Below are 24,888 nucleotides of genomic sequence, written 5' to 3'. Positions count from 1 at the left end.
ATTGCGAAAGTAGAGGATATATTTGGGACAGACAAATTTTGAAGAGCAAAATGTTACTATAAAAATAGACATCATACTTATACTAATTGTAAAATCAGTATAATGAGAGCTATTACAGTAATCGTTTATACAAAAAAGAGTGTGCTCCGAATAGTGGAACACACTCTAATACTTTATTTGAACATTTTATTCGAAACATCCGTAGCACGTCGGCAACAACTTTCGGTCGCCCAGCGTGTTATCCACACGCGCCACGTTAATCCAGAACTTGTTTTCGCGTACACTTTCTATCGGATAAGCCGCCTTTTCGCGTGTATAACTGTGTTCCCAGTTGTTGGCAACCACTTCATATTCAGGGTGCGGGGCATTTATCAACACATTATCTTCCTTATCCGCTTTTCCTTCTTTCACTTCCTGAATTTCTTCCCAGATGGTCAACATCACATTCACAAAGTTATCCAGTTCGGTAAGGCTTTCACTTTCCGTCGGCTCTATCATGAGTGTGCCGTGAACGGGGAAGGAGAGAGTAGGAGCATGATAACCATAGTCCATCAGTCGTTTGGCAATGTCATTCTCGCTGATGCCCGTTTCCTCGTGTATCTTGCGGCATTCCAATATCATTTCATGACCAACAAAGCCAGTGGCGCCACGATATACGATACCATACGTATCTTTCAGACAGGCTGCCAGATAATTAGCACTGAGGATAGCTATTTTAGTAGCACGTGTCAATCCTTCCGTGCCCATCATGCGGATATATCCGTAAGTGATAGGCAGAATACCTGCACTACCGAACGGAGCGGCAGACACCGTATTGGCAGGATTGCCGAACAGTGGATGCCCCGGCAGGAATGGAACCAAATGTTCCGCAACGCAGATAGGACCTACGCCCGGACCACCACCACCATGAGGCGAAGCGAATGTCTTATGCAGGTTCAAGTGGCAAACGTCCGCACCGATAAATCCGGGATTCGTCAAGCCCACCTGAGCATTCATATTGGCACCGTCCATATATACCTGTGCTCCACAATCATGGATGATGCGGCAGATTTCTACTATTTCAGTCTCAAAGATACCGTGCGTAGAAGGATAAGTAATCATCAGTGCAGCAAGATTGTCTTTGTTCTCTTCTGCCTTGGCACGCAGGTCGTCCATATCCACATTACCTTGATCATCGCAGGCGCAAGTTACGGTAGTAAAACCAGCCTGAATGGCAGATGCCGGATTTGTGCCATGTGCCGAAGCAGGAATCAACACTTTGTTGCGGTGTCCCTGACCGATGTTTTCCAAATAAGCGCGGATGACGCGTAGTCCTGTATATTCACCTGCCGCGCCGGAGTTTGGTTGCAGACTAACGCCTGCGAAACCTGTGATGATTTTCAGTTCTTCACTGAGGTTATTTATCAGTTCGCGATAGCCCTCTGCCTGGTCCTCGGGAACAAGCGGATGCATGCACATGAATTCCGGACAGCTGAGGGGTAGCATCTCTGCCGCAGCGTTCAGTTTCATGGTGCAGGAACCGAGGGAAATCATGGAGTGGGCGAGGGAGATATCCATACGGTCGAGACGCTTGATATAACGCATCATTTCCGTTTCCGTATGATATTTGTTGAATACTTCATGTGTCAGATAGGAACTACGGCGTTCCAAAGCCTTGCTGATAGTGCTGCTAACGGGAATATCTTCTGCCTTTGTCCAGTCCTTACCGGCGGCAATGGCAAAAATGGAAAGCAGGACGTTGGCAGCAGATACATCTGTTGTTTCGTCGATACTCATACCTACATCTCCATTATGGAAATAGCGCAGGTTGACTTCTTTACTCAGGGCAATGGTACGTATCTGTTGTGCCGAAACGGTATCGGGCAATGCGAAACGCAGGGTATCGAAGTACTGGGCATTCACTTGTTTGTACCCCAGTTTATTGATGGTCTTTTCCAGATATGCAGCGATGCTGTGGATACGCTCTGCAATGGTGCGAATACCTTCCGGTCCATGGTATACGGTATAGAAACCTGCCATTGTAGCTAACAGAGCTTGTGCGGTACAGATGTTTGAAGTTGCCTTCTCACGTTTGATGTGCTGTTCGCGGGTTTGCAATGCCATGCGGTAACACAATTTTCCATATTTATCTTTTGACCAGCCAATGATACGTCCCGGCATATTACGTTTGTATTCATCACGTGTGGCGAAGTATCCGGCAGACGGACCGCCATAGAACATTGGCGTACCGAGGCGCTGAGTGGTTCCGAATACGATGTCGGCTCCCCATTCTCCCGGAGGAGTGAGCAGTGCGAGGCTCAGGATATCGGCGGCAACAGCTACTTTGCAGTTGGCGGCATGTGCTTTTTCTACAAAGCTGCGGTAGTCTTCTGCATTTCCGCTTGCATTGGGATATTGCAGTACGCAGGCAAAGATGTCCGGAGTGAATTCCATCTCGGAATATTTTCCTGTGCGTATCTGGATACCTTGCGGAATGGCGCGCGTAGTCATTACTGCCAATGTCTGCGGGAAGATTTTTTCGTCCACAAACACAATGTTTGCACCGGATTTCTGCATATCGCGCGGACGCAGGGCATACATCATGGTGACAGCTTCGGCGGCAGCCGTAGCTTCATCCAGCAGGGAGCAGTTGGCAAGGGGCATACCCGTCAAGTCGCAGACAGCGGTCTGGAAGTTCATCAAGGCTTCGAGGCGTCCTTGCGAAACTTCTGTCTGATAAGGGGTATAAGAGGTATACCATACCGGATTCTCGAATACATTCCGTTGAATAACAGCGGGGGTAATGGTGTTGTACCAGCCGAGGCCGATGTAAGTTGTGTAAAGTTTGTTTTTGCACGCCAACTGGGTGATGTGTTGTCCGAACTCATATTCAGTCATAGGCACGGGCAATGCCAACGGTTCTTTCAGACGAATGTTTGCAGGGATGGTTTTGTCTATCAACTCATCCAGACTGCCGACTCCTATTTTCCGGAGCATTTTTTCTTCGTCTTTCTCGCTGATGCCGATATGGCGGCAAGCTAATAGGTCGCTTTTCATGATAGTATCTGTTTTTAAAGTTTATCTAAAGAATGGGTTTTCTGCCTTTTCAATGCCTATGGTGGTTGGTGCGCCATGTCCCGGATAGACAATTGTCTCATTGGGCAGTACGAACAGGCGACTGCAAATATGCTCTTTCAGTTCATCGAAATTACCACCGGTGAGGTCGGCACGTCCGATGCTTCCCTGAAAGAGTACATCGCCGGAGAACATGCAGTGGTCTTCGGCAGAATAATAAACGAGGCTACCCGGTGAGTGTCCCGGCACGTGGATGGCTTCAAGTGTTGTGTTACCAAAGGTGATAATGTCTCCGTCATGCAGATAGTGACCTATCGGTGCCGGTATTTCGTTCCATTGGAACCCGAACATGCGACTTTGTTTCGGAGCTTCGTCAATCCAGAATTCATCAGCCTTGTTAGCTTCTATCGGTAACCCGAATTCTTTGACCATAAAAGCATTTCCGAAGATGTGGTCCAGATGGAGATGCGTGTTGAGGAGGTGTTTCACGTTCAGTTCATTCTTTATGATGAAATTCTTCAACGCTTGTTTTTCCTCCTCATAAAAGCAGCCGGGATCTATCACGGCAGCTTCAAGGGTGTCGTCCCACAGAACATAACAGTTCACGGGGAACATATTAAACTCAAACCTTTTTATTTTCATGATAGGTATATGTTAGTCATTACTTTTGCAATCAGGGTGCCACGTAGACTACTTTCTTTGTTTCAAAGAATTCTTCGTCAAAGTAATCTTTCAGGTCGTACATCATGGTTTTGTGTTTGAAAGGCATGGCTTCGTTTGCCAGTTCACCACCTTTCAGACAAATCAATCCATTTGGCAAGGCATTGTGCTGTTGGGGAGCAATGTTCTTGCGGATGATTTTCAGTAAGTCCGCAAGCGGCATTACGGCACGGCTCACGACAAAATCGAATAATTGTTTCTCTTCCTCAGCCCGTGCATGGCGGAAAGTAACGTTTTTCAGCCCTATACTGTTCGCAACTTCCGTGGCTACGCGTACTTTCTTACCGATACTGTCAACGAGGTGGAACTTCACTTCAGGAAATAGGATGGCAAGGGGAATGCCCGGAAAACCGCCGCCTGTACCCAGGTCCATGATGCGGGTGTCGGGTTTGAAGCTGATGATTTTAGCTATGCCCAATGAATGGAGTACGTGGTGTTCGTACAGGTTTTCGATGTCTTTACGGGATATAACGTTTATTTTTGCATTCCAGTCCGTATAGAGGTCATAGAGGGACGCGAATTGCTGCTTCTGCGCCTCTGTGAGGTCCGGGAAGTACTTTAGAATGATTTCCATGTTTATTTAAATATAAAATATAAACTATTAATTATTAATTGTGAGCCGGAATTATGAATCTGCATAGAGTTAATATTTAATAATTAAGAATTCATAATTAACACCCCTTTTTCATCGCTCAGCAGGTGCGACATGATTTCATAAGGTAAGGTGATTTCTACCGGACCCATCACATAGGGAGCGATTTCGTAGATATTATAATAGAAAGTGATGCCTTTGTCGCTTAGGTAGAAGTTTTCGGTCGGTTCCAGGTCCCCGGTGCTTGTGTAGCCCATTTCTTCTACTTCCTGGCGTGTAGTGGCCTTATTATCTGCCATGAGTTGGTTCCACAATAAGTCGGTGAGCGCTTCTTTATATTCACCTACAAAAATATCATCCAGGCGTACCGGGCTCAGCGTACGCAAATCCATGTTGAGGAAGGTGGACATATAAACACCATGCGCACCTCCGGTGAACTCGTTATAGTCGATGCGGTAAACCAACAAATGTTTCTTATAGAACTGTACGTGGCTTTCGATACCTTTATAATAAGAATACCAGGCTACCAGTTCAGTAGAATCTTCTTTCTCTGCATCATCCTTGGCATACATCGGTTCCAGATCTTTGAGGTAATCTTTGATGTAAGTTTCCTTGTAGAGTTTCACCGCCTCTTCCGGTTTCAGCGTCATGTATTTATCGCCGAAACAAGCAGAGAGGAAATAAGTGTTCAGACTATCTCTCAACTTTTCGTCGGTCGACTTACTGGCATAAGCAAAGTTGATGATGATGTTACAACTCGGCTTTGCGGTGTCTCCAAAAAGGTGTCCGACCTCGTTTACCTGTATACTATCGAACTCCAACGCGCCTGCGTTTTTGTTCACGGTGTTACCGCAAGAAAATAAAAAGCCACTTGCCGCAAGTAGAATGACAAGTAGGCTGACATATTGCTTTTTCATTTGGACTTTCTTCGTTAAATTCAACATTTCTCTTTCGATTCGCTATCGACAAATATAGAACATATTAACGAATAGAACATATAAAAAATGAAAAAATAATAGGCACGAATGCTTTTATCTGCCTATCTTTGCACCGGATATGAAGAGACTTCGTTACATATTGGCAGTTTTGCTGTCCCTGACGGTTATTTATGCAGGGGCGGGAGTTTCTATTGTCCACTATTGTTGTGCTCGTTGCGAGACGGCGCAGGCATGCTGCACCAATGGCTGTGCCAAATGCCACAAATCTCATAAAACTTCTCATAAATCGGAAAAATCTTGCAAAGATGAAGGCTGCACGGCTACCTTTTATAAGGTAAACTTGGTGAAATACTCGTGCGAAAGTCCTGTTATTACCGTACCTGTCATCCAGCTTTTCTGCGAGGCATTGCCAGATTTCCAACGCTCCCTGCCTATGGGCGAATTGAAAGAGGTGTCGTATGCCATACCTCCGCATCCTGACAGTTCGAGGCAGTATCTGGCTTTATATTCTGTTCTCATTATTTAAATTCGATTGATGTGCAGAAAGTATTTCCCTTTCTGCCCGGTTCTATCCAAAGATATGCTTGAACCGTATCCGGTCCGTATCACCTCCGTAGTTTGTCCGTATCTAAGAGTACGGAGATCGTACGGAGATGATACGGACAAGGTACGGAGAAGCTACGGAGATAGTATGGAGCCGCTACGGAGATCGTACGGACAGAACAGAGATTTTCTTTACACGATCTCTTTTTAATTTGATAGCTGGATAGTCTTGCAACCTTGTTGCACAGCATATATCCTATTTTTGTACCCCTAATCAATGAATTCAGATATATGAAACATATATTTTTATTAGTTTTTCTTTTCACTTTTCAGTTTATGCAGGCTCAAGTAACAGGTGTTGTAAAAGATGCTGCCGGCGAACCTATTCCGGGAGCCAATATCTTTTGGATGAACACCACTGATGGAGTAACCACCAATGAAGATGGAAACTTCTCCATTCATAAGCCTGCCCGCAGCCATATGCTCGTAGTTAGTTTTATCGGTTTTGAAAACGACACGATACATGTGGATAAAGCGAATCAGCACCTCGATGTTGTACTTCATGAAGGGGTGGAATTGAATGAAGTGAATATCGTATCCCGTAAACTGGGTACGATGAAACTGCGTACCAGTGTGATGAACGAGGATATGATTAGCAGTGCCGAACTGACGCGTGCTGCTTGCTGTAATCTGGGGGAGAGCTTCGTTACGAATCCTTCTGTAGATGTCAGCTACTCGGATGCAGCCACGGGAGCCAAGCAGATTAAACTACTGGGTCTCTCCGGTACGTATGTACAGATGATGACCGAAAATATTCCGAACTTCCGGGGGGCTGCTTCTCCTTATGGGTTGGGTTATGTGCCCGGGCCGTGGATGCAGAGCATACAGGTCAGCAAAGGTAGCTCGTCCGTAAAGAACGGGTATGAGTCCATAACCGGACAAATTAATGTCGAGTTCAAGAAACCGCAGTTGCCGGAAGCGGACTGGGTGTCGGCAAATCTCTTTGCCAGCAGTACAAACCGTTATGAAGCGAATGCGGATGCTACGGTGAAGTTGTCGAAGCGATGGAGCACCTCGCTGCTGGCTCATTATGAGAATGAAACGAAATCTCACGACTCTAATGATGACGGTTTTGTTGATATTCCGCGTGTGGAGCAGTATAATTTCTGGAACCGCTGGGCATATATGGGAGATAACTATGTGTTTCAGGCCGGTATAAAGGTTTTGCAGGAAACGCGTAACAGCGGTCAGACTGCTCATGGACAAACTCCGACTCACGACCTTTATGAGATAGGTATCAAGACAAATCGTTATGAAGCGTTTACCAAGAATGCCTATATATTCAATAAGGAAAAAAATACGAACCTTGCCTTGATTTTGCAGGGAACATTGCATAATCAGGATGCCACTTACGGCCGTAAACTGTATGATGTGGATCAAAGCAACTTTTATGCTTCGTTGCTTTTTGAAACGGAATTCAGCAAGCAGCATAGTCTTTCTACCGGACTGAGTTTTAATTACGATGGTTACGACCAGCACTACCGATTGACGAATCAGGTGGAAGACGGGCTGACGAAGAAGTTTGTTAAAGAATCCGTTCCGGGAGCATACGTTCAGTATACCTTCAATCTGAATGATAAACTGATGCTGATGGGCGGGCTCCGTGGAGATTACAGTAGCGAGCACGGTTTCTTTGTTACACCGCGTGCGCACGTCAAGTATAATCCGAATGAGTATGTGCACTTCCGTGTGTCTGCCGGAAAGGGATATCGTAATACGCATGTATTGGCGGAGAACAACTACCTTCTGGCAAGTAGCCGCAAGATGAAGATTGCTTCCCATTTGGATCAGGAAGAGGCATGGAACTATGGAGCAAGCGTATCGACTTACATTCCTGTTTTTGGCAAGACGCTGAATGTGAATGCGGAGTACTATTATACGGATTTCCTGAAACAGGTAGTTGTGGATATGGATAGTAATCCGCATGAAGTGGCTTTCTATAATTTGGATGGACGTTCCTATTCGCAGGTGTTCCAGATCGAGGCCAACTATCCGTTGTTGAAAGGTCTGACACTGACAGCCGCCTATCGTATGACGGATGCAAAGACTACCTACAACGGTAAATTGATGGAAAAGCCGCTTACCGGTAAGTATAAAGGTTTGCTGACTGCTTCTTATCAGACACCTTTGGGCTTATGGCAGTTTGATGCTACTTTGCAGTTGAATGGTGGTGGAAGAATGCCTGATCCTTATGAACTGGCTGACGGAAGTCTTTCATGGGAACGGCGTTATGGTAGCTTCCAACAACTGAGTGCGCAGGTGACGCGCTATTTCCGTCGCTGGTCCGTTTATGTAGGAGGTGAGAATCTGACGAACTTTAAACAGAAAAATCCGATAATAGATGCTTCCAACCCGTGGGGAGAGAACTTCGACGCCACTATGGTGTGGGGACCGATGCATGGGGCGAAAGCGTATATTGGGCTGAGATTCAACTTGGCAAGAAACTGAAAATAGTGATTAGCGGTTGGTGATGAGTGATTAGTATCACGTAATACATCACTAGTTGCTAATCACTCATCACTAACAATTAATCACTTAATTAATTATGAAAACAAAGAGAATGATGGCTGCCCTCGTAGTAGCTTTATTGAGTGTAACGGCAGTAATGGCGAAAGACATCCGTACCGCTGTCTTCAAAGTTTCCCAGATGCACTGCGAAAATTGCGAAAAGAAAGTGAAGAGCAACATTAAATTTGAGAAAGGCGTAAAAGAATTCTCTACAGACTTGAAAACGAAAACAGTTTCCATCACATATGATGCTGAAAAGACAAATGTGGACAAACTGAAAGATGGTTTCAAGAAGTTCAACTACGAAGCCGAATTCGTGAAGGAGACGAAGCAAGAGGATAAGAAGTAATTGAACAAACAACCTGTAGAGATTGTTTATAACACTGGGTAGAACACAAATTTCGCGAATTATACGAATCTCCTTCGCACTTGTAGCGAAACCTGCATTTGTGTGATTCGTGTAATTTGTGTTCTATTGTTTTCGGAACTTATAAAAAACAATATATATATGGGTAATTTAAAGAAACAGACGTTTCCTGTGCTGAACATGCATTGTGCAGGATGCGCCAATAACGTAGAAAAGACAGTTCGCAAGTTGGTGGGCATCACGGATGCTTCGGTCAACTTTGCTTCCAATACACTGTCTGTCTCCTATGAGACGGACAAGCTGACATCCGGCGAAATCCGTGCTGCCGTGTTGGCTGCAGGCTACGACCTCATCATTGAGGAAGAACATGCCGAAGAACGTCAGGAAGAAGAACAACAGAAACGCTATCGCCGCCTGAAAGTGCGTGTGATAGGAGCGTGGATATTTGCTGTTCCCTTATTGTTGCTTTCTATGGTTTTTATGCATGTGCCTTATTCCAACGAGATACAGATGGTGCTGGCTATCCCTGTACTGGTGTTGTTCGGTACGCCGTTTTATACTGGTGCCTGGAAACAAGCACGTCTGGGACGCAGCAATATGGATACGCTGGTTGCACTAAGTACATCTATTGCCTTCCTGTTCAGCGTCTTTAATACTTTCTTCCCCGACTTCTGGTATAGCCGCGGGCTGGAACCTCATGTCTATTACGAAGCCGCCGTTGTCATCATCGCCTTTGTCCTGACAGGTAAACTGATGGAAGAACGCGCCAAAGGGAATACCTCTACCGCCATCCGTAAGCTGATGGGCTTGCAACCTAAGATAGCCCGTGTGGTGCGTGATGGTAAGGAACAGGATATTCCTTTGGAACAACTGAACATAAATGACCTTGTTAGCGTCCGTCCCGGTGAGCAAATCCCTGTAGACGGTTTCCTGACCGAAGGTGACTCTTATGTCGATGAAAGTATGATTAGCGGCGAACCTATTCCGGTAGAAAAGAAGACCGGTTCGCACGTACTGGCAGGAACCATCAACCAGAAAGGCTCGTTCATTATCCGTGCCGAGAAAGTAGGTGGGGAGACGGTGCTGGCGCGTATCATCCGTATGGTGCAGGAAGCGCAAGGCAGCAAGGCTCCTGTGCAACGCATTGTGGATAAGGTAACAGGTGTTTTTGTTCCTGTCGTACTAGGTTTATCCGTCCTGACATTCTTTATCTGGATGTTCTTTGGCGGTGTAGATATGCTTTCTCATGCTATGTTGTCGGCAGTTTCCGTATTGGTGATTGCCTGTCCTTGTGCATTGGGATTAGCTACCCCTACCGCTTTAATGGTAGGTATCGGTAAAGCTGCCGACCATCATATTCTGATAAAAGATGCTGTTGCGTTGGAACAGATGCGGAAGGTGAATGTTGTTGTACTGGATAAAACCGGTACATTGACCGAAGGCCATCCCACCGTTACCGGCTGGCTTTGGGCACAGCCGCAGGAAGAACATTATAAAGACATTCTTCTGGCAGCCGAGCTCAAATCCGAGCATCCGTTGGCTAGTGCTATCGTGACCACTTTGCAGGAAGAAGAACAAATCGTTCCTGCTACTTTGGATGGTTTTCAAAGCATCACCGGTAAAGGTATCAAAGTATCTTATCAGCATACTGAGTACTGGGCAGGCAGTCACAAACTCTTGAAGGATTATCATGCCACTCTTACCGATGTATTAGGCGAAATGTTGGCTCAATATGAGTCTGATGGCTGTAGTATCGTTTACTTCGGACGTGAGAATGAACTTCTTGCGATTGTTGCCATTAAAGACCAGATAAAGGCAACTTCCGTTGAGGCTGTCCGCGAACTCCGTAATCAAGGTATTGAGGTGTGTATGTTGACGGGAGACGGCGAACGTACGGCTTCCGCAGTTGCTGCGCGATTGGGTAACATCCAGTATATTGCCGATGCTTTGCCGGACGATAAGGAAGAATTTGTCCGCCAGCTTCAGCTTCAGAGAAAAACGGTTGCTATGGTAGGTGATGGTATCAACGATTCGCAGGCTTTGGCTTGTGCAGATGTCAGCATTGCCATGGGTAAAGGAACGGATATTGCAATGGATGTGGCGATGGTCACTCTTATGACCTCGGATTTGCTACTATTACCGAAAGCATTCAACCTTTCCCGTCAAACGGTGCGGCTGATTCATCAGAATCTGTTCTGGGCATTCATCTACAACCTGATAGGTATTCCTATCGCCGCCGGTTTGCTTTATCCCATCAACGGCCTGTTATTGAATCCCATGTTGGCAAGTGCTGCCATGGCATTTTCCAGCGTATCGGTGGTGTTGAATAGTCTTCGCCTGAGATACTAACTATTTCTATATTCCAACGGACTCATCCCCATGTGCCTCTTGAAGTACTTTCCGAAGAAAGAGGCGCTGGGGAAGTTCAGTGAATAAGCTATCTCCTGGATAGTCATATCCGTTGACTTCAACCGTGCTTTGACGTCAATGATTACTACATGCGAAATGATGTCGAGCACATTCCTTCCTGTCACTTGCTTTACGGTGGTGCTAAGGTGCTGCAATGAAATCCCCAGTTTGTCGGCATAGAATTGGGCACGCCGTTCAGTCATATAATTCTCGATAACCATTTGTACGAACTTTTGGCAAATCTCCTCTTTGCGGCTCTTGGCAAGAATGCTTTGCGGATGGCGGGCGTAGAGGGTGTTTATTCCAAGTAGAATGCTGTGGAGCACACTTTGTGCCATTGCTGTACTGGTAGCGGTGGGGTGGGATATAGATATACGTGTCAGCAATGCAAAATAATCTACGAAATAGGAGGACACTAAGTCGCTGACGCTGACAATAGGGTTCTCCCATATCTTGGAAAATGATCCCATAGTGGCTTGCAGCAGATTAATGCCATTGACACAATGAGAAGAGAAACCTACAAAGCAGAATCGTACCTTTTCTTTTTGCTCATTAAGCTGTATAATAGTACCCGGCATCAGAATAACCAAATCGTTCTTTTTTATTTCATGTTCCATCAGGTTGATGGTTACTTTGATCGTCCCTTCTGTGCAAAGTGCAAATATACAAGCCTTCAATCGGCATGACTGGCGATAGAGATTCAGAATATCTTCTGTGACATCCGTCCATGCCAGCATTTCGACTGGCAAATCTACTTGTGGGAAGTTATGTTTCATCTTTATTCATTTTGCTGTCGGCAAATATACGATTTTATCCCTAAAATCTTAACTTTGCCGTCATGAAACTGAATATAACAGACTGGAATATCATCCCGTATGCCGAAGCGTGGACTCGGCAAACAGAGTGTTTTGATGCTCTTATCCATGCCAAACAGGTGGGAGAGGAGTATGAGAATCATATCATTTTGTGCGAACATCCGCATGTCTATACCCTGGGCCGTAGCGGAAAAGAAGGAAATATGTTGCTGGGTGAAGAACAACTTCAGCGGATAGGAGCTACTCTCTATCATATAGACCGGGGCGGAGATATTACTTATCATGGTCCGGGACAATTGGTTTGTTATCCCATCCTGAATCTCGAAGAGTTTTCCCTGGGACTGAAAGAGTATGTGCATTTGCTTGAAGAAGCTGTAATTCGCGTTTGTGCCTCCTATGGCATCGCTGCCGGTCGTCTGGAGAAAGCTACAGGTGTCTGGCTGGACGGTGATACGCCACGTGCCCGAAAGATTTGTGCCATAGGCGTACGAAGCAGCCACTTCGTCACCATGCATGGGCTGGCGCTGAATGTGAATACTGATTTGAGGTATTTCAGCTATATCAACCCCTGCGGTTTTGTGGATAAAGGGGTGACTTCGTTGCAACAGGAACTGAAAAGGGAAGTGCCGCTCGGTGAAGTAAAAGAGCGTTTGTGTGAAGAATTGAAAGGCTTGCTCCGGAAGTAAAAAACAGACCATCTATTTCACATGAATAGATGGTCTGTTTGTATCAGATAGACGGTCTGTTTAAGGTTAACAGACCATCTGTTTTTATTTCAACCATTTGTCCAGCCATTCAAAGTATGTGCGCTGCCACAGAATACCGTTCTGCGGTTTCAATACCCAGTGGTTTTCATCCGGATAAATCAACAACTCGGCAGGAATGCCACGCATCACTGCGGCATCAAATGCCGCCATAGCCTGATTAGCAAGAATACGATAATCCTTTTCACCGTGGATGCAGAGGATAGGCGTATCCCATTTATCTACGAATTGGTGCGGAGAATTGGCAAATGTGCGTTGTGCCACCGGATTTTGTTTTTCCCAGTATGCGCCGCCCATATCCCAGTTGGCAAACCACTTCTCTTCTGTTTCCAGATACTGCATTTCCATATTGAAGATACCATCGTGAGCGATGAACGCCTTGAAACGTTTGTCATGATGTCCGGCAAGCCAGTAAACTGAGAAGCCACCGAAACTGGCACCTACGCAACCGAGGCGGTCATTGTCTACAAACGGTTCTTTGGCCATTTCATCAATTGCCGTGAAGTAGTCTTTCATGCACTGACCACCATAATCTCCACTAATGGCTTCATTCCATTCCACACCGAAGCCCGGCAGACCGCGACGATTGGGAGCTACGATGATATAATCGTTTGCCGCCATAATCTGGAAGTTCCAGCGATAGCTCCAGAATTGGCTAACGGGGCTCTGAGGACCACCTTCGCAGAATAGCAGTGTCGGATACTTTTTGTTCGGGTCGAATTGCGGGGGATAGATTACCCATGTCAGCATCTGTTTGCCATCCGTGGTCTTCATCCAACGGGCTTCCACTTTACCCATCTCCAACTGGTCATAAATCTGCTTGTTCTCGAAAGTCAGTTGCTTTACCTCGGCAAATGCGTCACCGCTACGGGTAGCAGCTACAGCATAAATTTCATCACCCATACTCATGGAGTGGCGCGCAGCGATAATCTTATCACCTGCAAGGGCGAGCGAAGCATAGTCATACATGCCGTCCGTCAGTTGCGTAACCTTATCATTTGCTGCCAGATCGATATTGTAAATCTGCGTTTCACCATGCCATACACCGATGAAGTAGATACTCTTGGAATCCTTGTTCCAAAGGAAACCATCTACATTCGATTCGAATGCCTTGCTGACGAAACGTTTTTCACCCGTCTCCAGATTCATGATAAAGAGACGGTTCAGGTCAGCTTCATATCCATCACGCTCCATACTCTGCCAGGCAATGTATTTGCCGTCGGGAGAATATTGGGGATTGGTGTCGTAACCTTTGTTCTCTTCGGTGATATTCTCTGTCTTTTGGGTGGCAAGATCATAGATATAAATATCCGAGTTGGTGGAAATGGCATAAGCTAATCCGGTCTTCTTGCGGCAGGTGTAAGCCACTTTGTCGCCTGCAGGGCTCCATGCCAGTTGCTCGATGCCACCCCAGGGTCTCATCGGACTTTCATAGGGTTCGCCTTCCAGTATATCCTTTATATTGCTGATGCCGTTTCCATCAAAATCGGCCACAAAAGGATGCGGGGCACCGGTCACCCATTCATCCCAATGCTTATACATCAGGTCGGTGACGATGATGCCCGTTGCCTTCGGCAGGTCGGGATATTTCTCAGCAGTGCTCTGTTTGGTTTGCACCTGAGCGATGAAAAGCAATTTCTTACCATCGGGAGAGAAAGAATAACCCTCGAGGTCACCGTCATATTGTGTCAACTGCTTGCGTCCGCTGCCGTCGGGGTTCATTTCCCACAACTGACTACTGCCGCTCTCATTAGAGAGGAATGCCAGTTTGGTGCCACCCTTTATCCAGGTTACTTCATTTTCCTGCCACGGGGTACGGGTGATTTGTTTGTTCTCCGTTCCATCTGTGTTCATCACGAAAACCTCACGGTTACTCTTGTTTTCCGGCACGCTGTAGTAAGCCACCGTGTAAGCAATTTGTTTTTCATCAGGCGACACGGCAACACCGCCGATACGTCCCATAGCCCAAAGAGCTTCGGGAGTCATGCGCTTGCCTTCAATCTTGATGTCCGACCGCTCGATAAGCGGTGCTCCGGCTTGCCCTGCGTCTTTTGTCCCGCCGCAGGCAGCCAATGTCATAGCTGCTGACATAAGCAATAAGTTTACTTGTTTCATATATGTTGTTCGTTACGGTTATTTGCAGCAAATATACAAATTATATGCGTTTCTCTTGCCATCGTCCCCGCTTAATATACCACCAGCAAAATAGTAGGATAAAGAAGGAATAAACCATTTCTGATGTCCAGCACAGAGCTACATCCAGACGTAAGTAAAGAATGATGTATGTGATATAGGCTACGTAAACAACCAGTGTCGCCAACTCCATCACCAATGCCGTACGCGTGTTACCCGTTCCCGATACTGACTGGAAATATACATTGGCAGGTACAAGCAGCAAGTAGGCTGAGCACATCACCCAAAGCGAATGTACTGCTGCATCCTGTAAATCAGTCATATCCGTATAGATGCCCAATATCAGTTTAGGGAAGAGTGAGAAGAACAATGCCAACGGCAACACGAACATATAGGCAATGCGTATATGCTGCCGGATGGTTCCTGCTACACAATCCTTTTCACCGGCACCAATCAGATTGCTGACCAGTGAACCGCAAGTCGAAGCAAATGCCATCATCACCATGAATAATATGCCGGATACACTCCGGACGATGTTCGTAACAGCCAGCGACCGTTCTCCCAGATGCTCCACATAGAGGAAGAACAAGAACCAGGTAGACAGGGAAACGACGTTTTGTATCATTGTCCAGAAGGAAACGTTCAATATTCGTTTCAGTACCTCACGGCAGAACTTCGGTATACGATCCAGTCCATACTTGCGACAGTCAATGCGGCTGCGAGTATAGAGGATGAAGAATACCAGTGAAACCAGTTCGGCAAGAGACGAGCCGATAGCAGCACCGGCAATGCCGAGAGCCGGAAAGCCGAATTTACCGAAGATGAGTATATAGTTGAAGACAATGTTGCTCAACACCATCACTACGGAGTTCAATGTCAATGTCTTCGTCTGCGTAGTGCCCAGAAAGAAGGCACGGAACATGACTGCGCTGAACGAGAAGAATGCACCGAATACGCGCCAGTTCAGATAACTGATGGCGGCTTCGTAAATGTGTTCCGAAGCTACAATGCGCTTCAAAATCAACGGAGAGAGGAAGTAGGAGAGAAGGAACATGACTGCCGCCAATCCCACCTGGAAATAAATACCCTGATAGAACAGGTTTCCTATTTCCTTGTACTGGTGTTCGCCGTTGCGCCGTGCAATGAGTATCTGTGCTCCGATGCTGAAACCGAAAGCAGCCATGAATATTACCATGTAGAAGACACCTGCAATGGCAGATGCTCCCAGTTCCACTTCGCCTACCCGTCCCAGGAAAGCGGTGTCTGTCATACCTATCATTTGCTCCATCAGCAGACTGATGAGGATGGGATAGGCTATCATCCATATCTGTTTGTATGTATACTTAGTTTTCATTTTTTTAGTATAGTTATAGTCGTTATAAGAGAAAGAAAGCCGGGCAATCACATTAATTGCCCGGCTTTTATTATCAAGTGATGAAAAGCGGAGACTTACTTCTTGTTCTGTCTCTCTTTCATCAACTGTTCCTGTTGCTTCTGCATTGCCTCCAGGCGGGCGGCAAAGCCGGTTTTCTTAGCTTTCTTCGGGTCCTTCTTTCTTGCTTCGAGTTGGGCGAGAAGTTTCTCTTCATTCGTCGTCTTTCGCAGGATGATTGTGGTCACTACGCTGATTAACGTCGATATGAAGTAGTAATAGTTCAAACCCGAAGGATAACTGTTCAAGATGAACAACATCATGATCGGCATGAGATACGTCATCCACTTCATTGCTGCCATTTGCGGGTTGGCACCGGTGTCTTGTTGCTGCATCATGAACTTGGAGTTCAATACGTTCACAATCGTCATCAGTAAGCAGAACAAACTGAGGTGACTACCCAGGAACGGAATGTTGAACGGGAAGTTGATGAAAGCATCGTACGTAGAGAGGTCGTCAGCCCACAAGAAACTTTGTTGGCGTAACTCGATAGCACTCGGCACGAACATGAACAATGCAATCAGAACCGGGAATTGCACCAGCATCGGCAAACATCCACCCATTGGACTCACACCGTACTGGCTGTACAGTCCCATTACTTCCTGCTGTTTCTTCATCGCATCTTCCTGCTTGGGATATTTCTTGTTGATCTCGTCTATTTTCGGTTTCAACACACGCATCTTGGCGGAAGAGATATAAGTTTTCCAGGTAGCGGGGAATACGACTGCTTTCACAATCAAGGTCATCAGCAGTAATACGATACCCATGCTCAGTCCCCAACCCGACAACCAGTCGAAGATATTGATGGTGAACCATTTGTTGACCCAGCGAATCAACGGCCAACCCAGATAAACCAGACGGTTCAGTTCCCATTTTTCCTCGCGTCCTTTATCCAGTGCAGTCAGCGTCTTGTAATGGTTCGGACCGAAGTAGAAGAACATTTGCGTTGCTTTCTGACCTGTCGGGTCGAAAGTTGTGCTCATTTCAGCTGAATAATCCTTGATATATCCGCTTCCTTCGCGTTCCATTTTAGAGACTAACTTCGTTTTCTCGAAGTCGGCATCTGCTATGAACACTGAGGAGAAGAACTGATTCTTGAAAGCAATCCAGTCAAGGCGTTCCGGCACTTCTTTTTCGTCATCCTTGTTGGCTGACAGATAGTCTGTGCCATTTCCTAAAAACTTGTAGGTCAATTCAGACAAACGGTTCTCGTATACATAACCTTTCTCAATCTGACGGGCACGTTGTGCCCATTCGATGTCGACGTAGTTATTGCTTGCTGCCAGCTTATCTGTCATACCTTTAGCTTCGATGCTGAAGTCCACCAGGTAAGTGTTGGGATGCAATGCATATTTGAAGTCTATATAACTTGCACTGTCGGCTGCCAAACGCATCGTTACGGTGCTGTCCGTACGGTGTACAGTGCTGAAGTAATAGTCTTTTGTCTGTATCGTTTCCTTCTTATTATAGAAAAGGAAATTCATGGAAACATCGTTTCCGGTGAATAGAGTTACAGGAGTTTTCTTGTCCTGTTCCATGTACTCTTTCAATACAGCGGAGAATATGGAACCGCCTTTAGTACTGAGGGTCAACTCTGCCAGATTATTCTGGATGGTAATTAGCGAATCCACTCCCTGGCGTACATTGAAGAAGAGTGCTGTGGAGTCCACGGTTTCCACGTCTTTCTCATTTGCCAATGCTGCGTCCGCTTTGGCTTTCAGTGCTTCTTCGCGTTGCTGTACCAGCGCAATGGAATCGTAATAACGTTGCTGTGCCTCCAATTGCTCTTTGCTGGGGCGACTCAGAAAACTGAAGCCGACTAACAAAATGGCTATTAAAACAAGACCTGTAATGGTATTTTTATCCATGAATTTATTTACAATTTATCTATTTACAATTTACTATTTGAAGATTGCAATAATCTTATTTCTTTGCTTTTTCTTTTTCCTCAAAACTCTCGATGGATGCTTTAATAAATGCTACGAACAACGGATGTGGTTTCAATACCGTACTGCTGTATTCCGGATGGAATTGAGTTCCGATATACCATTTCAGTTTCGGTATTTCTACGATTTCCACCAGATCGGACTCCGGATTGATACCTGTACATTTCATGCCGGCAGCTTCGTATTCCGCTTTATACTGATTGTTGAATTCATAGCGATGGCGATGACGTTCCTGGATATGTTCTGTTCCGTATGCTTCGTAGGCTTTGCTACCTTTATGCAAGATGCACTCGTAAGCTCCCAGACGCATGGTTCCACCCATGTTGGTAATGGACTTCTGTTCTTCCATAATGTCGATAACATTATGCGGAGTCTTTTCGTTCATCTCACGTGAATCGGCATCGGCATACCCCAATACGTTGCGTGCAAATTCAATAGCAATGCACTGCATACCCAGACAAATACCGAAAGTAGGAATGTCATGCGTACGTGCATATTTGATGGCAACGAATTTTCCGGCAATGCCACGCTCGCCGAATCCCGGGCCTATTAATACACCTGCCATGCCTTCCAATGCTTCTGCTATGTTTTCTTCGGTCAGCTTCTCGCTGTTCACAAAATCTACAGATACTTTGCGGTCATTGTAGGTACCGGCTTGTGAAAGAGCTTCACGGATCGACTTGTAAGCATCCTGCAAGTCATATTTGCCAACCAATGCAATATGCAGAGGTTCCGTATCTTCTGCCTTATGACGACGCTCGAGGAAAGCACGCCACGGCCCCAGTCCCGGAGTGTCGCCTACGGGCAATCCCATTTTCTTCAATATTGTTTCATCCAGTTTCTGAGCCTGCATCAGGATAGGTACTTCGTAGATGGTAGGGGCATCGATACTCTGTACCACTGCATTTTCATCTACATTGCAGAATAAAGCTACTTTCTTGCGAAGGTTGGTGCTTAACTCATATTCCGTGCGCAACACCAAAACATCCGGTTGAATACCTGCACTTTGAAGTTCTTTCACGGAGTGCTGTGTCGGCTTGGTCTTTAATTCGCCGGCAGCTGCGAGGTAGGGCACATAAGTAAGGTGTACGCACAATGCGTCACGTCCCAGTTCCCACTTCAACTGGCGGATGCTTTCCAAGTATGGCAAAGACTCGATGTCGCCCACTGTACCGCCGATTTCCGTAATCACGAAATCGAATTTATATTTGTTGCCCAGCAACTTCACGTTTCGTTTAATCTCGTCCGTGATATGAGGAATTACCTGAATGGTCTTTCCTAAATAGTCACCACGGCGTTCTTTGTCGATAACGCTTTTATAGATACGTCCGGTCGTGATGTTATTGGCTTTGGTGGTCTGGATGCCCAGAAAACGTTCGTAGTGACCTAAATCAAGGTCAGCTTCATGGCCATCTACAGTCACGTAGCACTCTCCGTGTTCGTAAGGATTCAGAGTACCCGGGTCAATGTTGATATACGGGTCAAACTTCTGGATGGTTACTTTGTAACCTCTTGCTTGCAGCAATTTACCGATGGAGGATGAGATGATGCCTTTACCCAATGATGAGGCAACGCCACCGGTGACGAAAATATACTTTGTTTCTCCCACAGCTATACTGTTTTAATATTATTGTTTTGTTTGGTGTGATGTACACATTTGTGCACCTAATCTGTCTACACGTGAAACTTAAAAAGCGCAAAATTACAAAAAAAAGAGGAAGTATATCAAGTTTTGGCGAAACAATTCTTAAAAAAAACGATTTCAGCAAAACACCCTATCCGGTCATTGTCAATCTTTTCTTTTACATTTTCTATGTTTTCTAAACATTTTGGTTTACTTTTGCACTCAAAACATAGATTTTAGGGCGTTATGAAGAATAGATACTTATCATTGTGGGCTATTACCGCACTATTTTCTTCGTCGGTGATGGCGCAGAATTCGGTGAAGCCTGTTTTGAAGACCGTGGAAAAATCGGCTACTGTACAAGCAGATACCTTGTCGGGCTTGATGAAGCAATATTTTGTCTTAAAGTTGAAGCCGGGAAGCAATACTCAACAACTGGACACTGTTTCCATTTTACATGAGCAATATTTTGGAGTATTGAATTACCTGAATGACCCTTCTACTCCGGAACGTTACATTGCGGAGAATCCTGATTATTACCGTTTATTCATTCCGTTGACTTATTACAATTCTCCAATGGAGAGCATATCTAAATTGGATTGGAAATTTCAGCCTTTCGACACGGTTAAAGTTCCCGCGAAGGAACTATTGCCTTTTGATGAAAAGCTTTTCACATCAAAGAAACGTGCTAATGAAACGGTAGATCGCGCGTTGTTATACCTGTATGTGAATGATGACCCTCGTAATATTGTAGCATGGGAAGATGAAATTATGCAGGTAAAAGTTTTCAGAGATAATATTGAGAAAGAAGTTTCCTCCAAGCCTTCTGTAATCAAATTGTTTGCACAGGAAAGTATGGCTAATGTGAAGGAGGACGCGGAAGTGATTATCCGTAAACCCAACTGGTGGGTGACAGGTGGAAGTGGTTCTTTGCAGATTACTCAGAACTATATTTCAGAGAACTGGTATAAGGGTGGTGAGAGTACAAACTCTTTCCTGGCAAACTTACAGTTGTTTGCCAACTATAATGACCGTGAGAAGATACAGTGGGAAAATACTTTGGAAGCTAAGTTAGGCTTCGGCTCAACTCCTTCGGATAAGTATCATGATTATCTGGTGAATACCGACCTCTTTCGTATATATAGTAAACTGGGGATTCAGGCAGCTTCCAATTGGTACTATACCATTTCTACGGAATTTAAAACTCAGTTCTGTCATGGTTATAAGGCAAACAGTGAAAAGCTGGTTTCCGCTTTCTTTGCTCCGGCTGACTTATCCACCAGTGTCGGTATGGACTATAAGTTGAAGAAGAAAAAGTTCAGTCTTTCTGTCTTCATAGCTCCGTTGACCTGGACGATGCGTTATATAGGTAATAAAGATGTGAATGAGGTGGACTTTGGTTTGGAAAAAGGCAAATGTGTGCGTCACAACTGGGGTTCGCAGATACAGCCTACATTGAACTGGAAGATTATTCCCTCTATTGTGCTGGATTCCCGTCTGAACTATCTGACCAGCTACGAATGGACTCGTATCGAGTGGGAAAATACAATCAATTTCATATTGAACCGCTACCTCTCTACGAAGCTGTATGTACATGCCCGTTATGATGATAGTAGCAAGCCTACCACGGGAGACAGTCATTTCCAGGTAAATGAAATTCTGAGTTTCGGTATCAATTACAAATGGTAATCTTGTAATCAGACATATGTTAAGTAAGGCTGCTTCTTTATTATGGAGGCAGCCTTACTTGTATTATAAGGGTATTAATGCTGATTTGATAGCCTTAAAATAGCTATATAATATGTTGAGGAAAACGAGCGCAAATTATGGGATTATAAATTTGAACGTTTCATCAAAAGTCTTTTCTGCAAATCTGATAATATAAATTCCGGAGGGCAGGAAATCTAAATTTATCAGAGTTTCATTTTGTGGTTGTTGTATAAAAAATGATTTCTGTAATTTTCCATTTATATCATAGATTTGTATGAGTATAGTAGACAAATCTGCCTTTGCAAAAGAAACGTTTCCGGTCTTGGCTTCCGGCGAAAAAGTGAAATTTACAACTCCTTCTTTGTCTCTGTTGCTTATGTCAGGCGTCATTTCTATTCCTGTCTCTGTACCGTCCGAGAGTTCTATAGAAGACGGATCTATTACTTTATAAGGAATTTCTGCACTGAAAGAAGATACAATGCCGGTCAGGATGCCAGATCCTTCTGATATTCCATATATACGTCCATCTTTGATCTCTACAAAATTATTGGGCTTTTCACCTAAATCAGGAAGGTTATATTGATCGGGGAGTATTAATTCACTTTGGCCGTCAGTACGTTGTAGATTCAATAGAGGTGCGACTGATTCACCTTTGAATATTAATAATGCATCTGCATCTCCATTTTCAAATTCCGCATATTCATATTGTGTCTCATCTAAAATGTGGTTTGCCTTGACACTGGCTGCATCAGAAATTATTTCTCCGGAAGCTGTATGTGCCATGGCATAAATGGAAATTATACCTCCGTATTCAGGAGATATTGGTTCCTGAAATGATAATTCATCTTTCATAAAGGCTGTTCCGTCTTCCATCATAGCGATGATAACATAGTTTTCTATATCAGAAGATGTCTCACATGTCACATTTAAACGACGTGAATCATCAAGTTCACACTTCTTTATTTGAATGGATGACGATGATCTTGTTGTGGTTGAAGCAGATACATTTTTGTTATTGAGATTGAATAAGGAAATTTTATCGTAAATGGCTTTTATGTCTTTTTCATCTAAATAAGGTTCTACTTTATAAACCAATCCATTTTTGCTGAATGCTTGCTCATTATTAGGTTTGGTTAATAAAGATTTTAGGTGTGCTTGTATAATAGGCATGTTAGGAGTAAGTACATGGCAGTAATAATTATCGTCCCCCTCAAATGTTGAAGTATGATTATTATTTAGTCCTCCTTTCTGGCTTGTCAAAGAAACTACAAAATCACTAGGACCTTTATATATTGAACTTGCTAACTCATTCATCATAAAAGGTTTTAATACCATTCCTCTAGTATCGCATAATATATAAATAATGGCCATAAAAGGAATTGATCCATAGGTATCTATTTTTGAGTTACAGGTGTAATCTGTACATACTGTGTGTATGGGGATTCCTTTCAATTGATTGGAAGAGCGGGCTAAATTTGTCATCGCGATACTATTTACTTGCAAATCGTTAACTGCACCTGAATCTTCTCCAAATATCTTCTCTCCTAATTCCTGAAATACGTAAGGTTTACAGTCGTTTACAATCAGACAGGCTCCTTGGGAACCGAAATGAGGAGTGTTTAAGGTTATTAAGCGATTTACTCCTTTCTGGGAAGTATTCTGTATATACATTCTGCTGAGCAATCCACCCATACTATGTCCCACAATATCTGCTTTCGAAGCAATAATTCCTTGTTGATAGCAATTCAGAAATAGTTTTTTCAAATCTCTTGGTACGACACTTTGGTTTGTACTAAATTCCATACAGCTTGTAGGATGATAGTCTGAACGATACAATTGGAATGGGAAATAGCAACCACTTCCATACAAATAACTGGTAAATGAGGCAAAGCAAGTTCCTTTGTCATTCAATCCATGCACACATAATACAGGTGGACGGACTATTTTAATCGGAAGTTCTCCATAAGTCAGGGCTTTTCGGTTGGCATCATAAAGTGTTAATTTCATATTTACCGTATAGATTACCCTATCTTCGGCAGGAAATTCTTTAGGAACTGTATAAAGAAACTCTGCTGTACTTTCTCCTGTTTTCTTGAAGTCATTAACTGTTCCGCATATTTCTTCTGTGTTTCCATAATCTGATGAAAAAGTAACATCATAAGCTGCATAATTATCAACTATACTTTTCACGTCAATCCGAAGCTGAGTTTCGCCATCTGCAGAAGCTCCGACAATATATTTAGTCTCATTATCCTTAAGATATCCAAAGCCTTTCCCTATACTTAAACTGAGTTTATTATCCCTTTTCATGACTACAGTACTAGAATACCCTTTTTCCTCTGTATTTATGATATGTCCTGTAAATATCCCGTTTTCATAAGAAATTAGAGACATTACAAAGCCATCGCTATCTCCAATTATATTGTCACCTAAATACCACCAGCGCCGTAGAAATATATCATGATCCCGATAATTGCTGACCACATAGGTGCCATCTTCGTTGAACCAAACCATGCATTGGCCTGTTGAATAAATATCATTTATAACCTCATCTCCGTCAAAACCGATTTCAGAAATGGCACACCAACTTCCTACAAAATTAAATTGCGTGTCTGATGAACGTGTCAGTACATTTTTTTCTTTAGAAGGTGGTTTTACATTATTCTGTCCCTTTTCAAAATATGAGGTACTATTTTTGTGGGATGTTTGTGCAAGGCCTTGCAAAGACCCGAAAAAGAAAAATACCAATGCCGATAAAAAGATAGCTGATTTCATTGTCATTATAATTTTAATGTTTTATATGCTGTTTTGTTCCTTACTTCAAACTGGAGTATTCATTCTAAGAGTGTTTTGGGAAACGAAGGTATACATTTGTTTATTACAACTGAAATCTGTTCTATCCTTAATGTTGGATAAACAGTAAAAATGGAGACTAAGCTTGTGAAAATAAGGATTAAGTGTATATTCTTTGTTGGAAGATATAAAACGTTACTTGCGGGATATACAAATGGTTTCATTTAGATATGCTATAGTGTCATTTTGCTATCTTCTACTCGTCAAAGCTTTCTTTATCTATTTGTATAGATAAACAGTTTCTTGATTTCGTTTAGAATTATGGTGCAAATTGATACGCTAATCTGTGTTTAAAAATTGCTTTTCCTGTCTTTTTCTATGAAAAAAGTGAGGAAAAATAGTTAAAACGGGAAAAAGTACGTTGGCGTACACATAAAAAAACAGGCGAATGCCTTGCAGTTCACAAATAATGCGTAAATT

Annotated in this window: 16 protein-coding genes; 6 read left to right on the top strand and 10 right to left on the bottom strand. The window is 44.1% G+C overall.

What is annotated here, in order from left to right; translation table 11 throughout:
• Nucleotides 1–186: 186 nt before the first annotated feature.
• From gcvP to HMPREF9447_RS04405, 4 genes are all read right to left on the bottom strand, one after another.
• On the bottom strand, nucleotides 187–3,036 hold the full coding sequence (gene gcvP / locus HMPREF9447_RS04420) for an aminomethyl-transferring glycine dehydrogenase (RefSeq protein WP_009128454.1): 2,850 nt from the start codon (nucleotides 3,034–3,036) through the stop codon (nucleotides 187–189).
• Nucleotides 3,037–3,057: 21 nt separating this feature from the next.
• A complete protein-coding gene (locus HMPREF9447_RS04415; RefSeq protein ID WP_044137440.1) occupies nucleotides 3,058–3,696 on the bottom strand; it encodes an MBL fold metallo-hydrolase in 639 nt (212 codons plus the stop codon).
• Nucleotides 3,697–3,727: 31 nt separating this feature from the next.
• The gene (rsmG, locus tag HMPREF9447_RS04410) at nucleotides 3,728–4,348 is read right to left on the bottom strand and encodes a 16S rRNA (guanine(527)-N(7))-methyltransferase RsmG (RefSeq protein WP_009128450.1); all 621 of its coding nucleotides are present in this window, start codon (nucleotides 4,346–4,348) and stop codon (nucleotides 3,728–3,730) included.
• A gap of 83 nt (nucleotides 4,349–4,431) precedes the next feature.
• Nucleotides 4,432–5,283 carry a DUF3298 and DUF4163 domain-containing protein gene (locus HMPREF9447_RS04405; RefSeq protein ID WP_009128448.1) on the bottom strand — a complete coding sequence of 284 codons (852 nt, stop codon included), beginning with the start codon at nucleotides 5,281–5,283 and terminating at the stop codon, nucleotides 4,432–4,434.
• A 139-nt stretch (nucleotides 5,284–5,422) separates the two neighbouring features.
• On the opposite strand from HMPREF9447_RS04405, the gene HMPREF9447_RS04400 reads away from it, so the two are divergent.
• From HMPREF9447_RS04400 to HMPREF9447_RS04385, 4 genes are all read left to right on the top strand, one after another.
• Complete coding sequence (locus HMPREF9447_RS04400; RefSeq protein ID WP_009128447.1) at nucleotides 5,423–5,830, top strand: hypothetical protein; 408 nt, start codon at nucleotides 5,423–5,425, stop codon at nucleotides 5,828–5,830.
• Nucleotides 5,831–6,138: 308 nt separating this feature from the next.
• Nucleotides 6,139–8,355 carry a TonB-dependent receptor gene (locus HMPREF9447_RS04395; protein ID WP_044137438.1) on the top strand — a complete coding sequence of 739 codons (2,217 nt, stop codon included), beginning with the start codon at nucleotides 6,139–6,141 and terminating at the stop codon, nucleotides 8,353–8,355.
• 97 nt (nucleotides 8,356–8,452) lie between these two features.
• A complete protein-coding gene (locus HMPREF9447_RS04390) occupies nucleotides 8,453–8,764 on the top strand; it encodes a heavy-metal-associated domain-containing protein (RefSeq protein ID WP_009128445.1) in 312 nt (103 codons plus the stop codon).
• Between the two features lie 159 nt (nucleotides 8,765–8,923).
• Nucleotides 8,924–11,131, top strand: a complete 2,208-nt coding sequence (locus HMPREF9447_RS04385) for a heavy metal translocating P-type ATPase (RefSeq protein WP_009128443.1) — start codon at nucleotides 8,924–8,926, stop codon at nucleotides 11,129–11,131.
• On the opposite strand, the gene HMPREF9447_RS04380 is transcribed toward HMPREF9447_RS04385, so the two are convergent.
• Nucleotides 11,128–11,967 carry a helix-turn-helix domain-containing protein gene (locus HMPREF9447_RS04380; RefSeq protein ID WP_009128441.1) on the bottom strand — a complete coding sequence of 280 codons (840 nt, stop codon included), beginning with the start codon at nucleotides 11,965–11,967 and terminating at the stop codon, nucleotides 11,128–11,130. The two genes, HMPREF9447_RS04385 and HMPREF9447_RS04380, sit on opposite strands and share 4 nt — an antisense overlap.
• Before the next feature lie 62 nt (nucleotides 11,968–12,029).
• Here HMPREF9447_RS04380 and lipB point away from each other — a divergent pair, with 62 nt between their 5' ends.
• Complete coding sequence (lipB, locus tag HMPREF9447_RS04375; protein ID WP_009128440.1) at nucleotides 12,030–12,692, top strand: lipoyl(octanoyl) transferase LipB; 663 nt, start codon at nucleotides 12,030–12,032, stop codon at nucleotides 12,690–12,692.
• An 84-nt stretch (nucleotides 12,693–12,776) separates the two neighbouring features.
• On the opposite strand, the gene HMPREF9447_RS04370 is transcribed toward lipB, so the two are convergent.
• The 4 genes from HMPREF9447_RS04370 to HMPREF9447_RS04355 form a co-directional block, all read right to left on the bottom strand.
• Entirely contained in the window at nucleotides 12,777–14,885 is a 2,109-nt protein-coding gene (locus tag HMPREF9447_RS04370; RefSeq protein ID WP_009128438.1) for a S9 family peptidase, read from the bottom strand.
• 40 nt (nucleotides 14,886–14,925) lie between these two features.
• Nucleotides 14,926–16,257, bottom strand: coding sequence for an MATE family efflux transporter (locus HMPREF9447_RS04365; protein WP_044137736.1), 1,332 nt, complete (start codon nucleotides 16,255–16,257; stop codon nucleotides 14,926–14,928).
• Between the two features lie 95 nt (nucleotides 16,258–16,352).
• Complete coding sequence (gene yidC / locus HMPREF9447_RS04360; RefSeq protein WP_009128435.1) at nucleotides 16,353–18,203, bottom strand: membrane protein insertase YidC; 1,851 nt, start codon at nucleotides 18,201–18,203, stop codon at nucleotides 16,353–16,355.
• 55 nt (nucleotides 18,204–18,258) lie between these two features.
• Nucleotides 18,259–19,890 (bottom strand): CTP synthase, encoded by a 1,632-nt coding sequence (locus tag HMPREF9447_RS04355; protein ID WP_009128433.1) that lies wholly within the window; start codon nucleotides 19,888–19,890, stop codon nucleotides 18,259–18,261.
• Nucleotides 19,891–20,151: 261 nt separating this feature from the next.
• On the opposite strand from HMPREF9447_RS04355, the gene HMPREF9447_RS04350 reads away from it, so the two are divergent.
• Nucleotides 20,152–21,594 carry a DUF3078 domain-containing protein gene (locus HMPREF9447_RS04350; RefSeq protein ID WP_009128431.1) on the top strand — a complete coding sequence of 481 codons (1,443 nt, stop codon included), beginning with the start codon at nucleotides 20,152–20,154 and terminating at the stop codon, nucleotides 21,592–21,594.
• A gap of 135 nt (nucleotides 21,595–21,729) precedes the next feature.
• Here the strand turns inward: HMPREF9447_RS04350 and HMPREF9447_RS04345 are convergent, their stop codons facing one another.
• Nucleotides 21,730–24,390 (bottom strand): T9SS type A sorting domain-containing protein, encoded by a 2,661-nt coding sequence (locus HMPREF9447_RS04345; protein WP_009128429.1) that lies wholly within the window; start codon nucleotides 24,388–24,390, stop codon nucleotides 21,730–21,732.
• Nucleotides 24,391–24,888 lie beyond the last annotated feature (498 nt).

Origin of the sequence: Bacteroides oleiciplenus YIT 12058 (assembly GCF_000315485.1) — a bacterium.
Lineage (GTDB): Bacteria > Bacteroidota > Bacteroidia > Bacteroidales > Bacteroidaceae > Bacteroides > Bacteroides oleiciplenus.
This window is presented reverse-complemented; position numbering and strand designations above follow the sequence as displayed.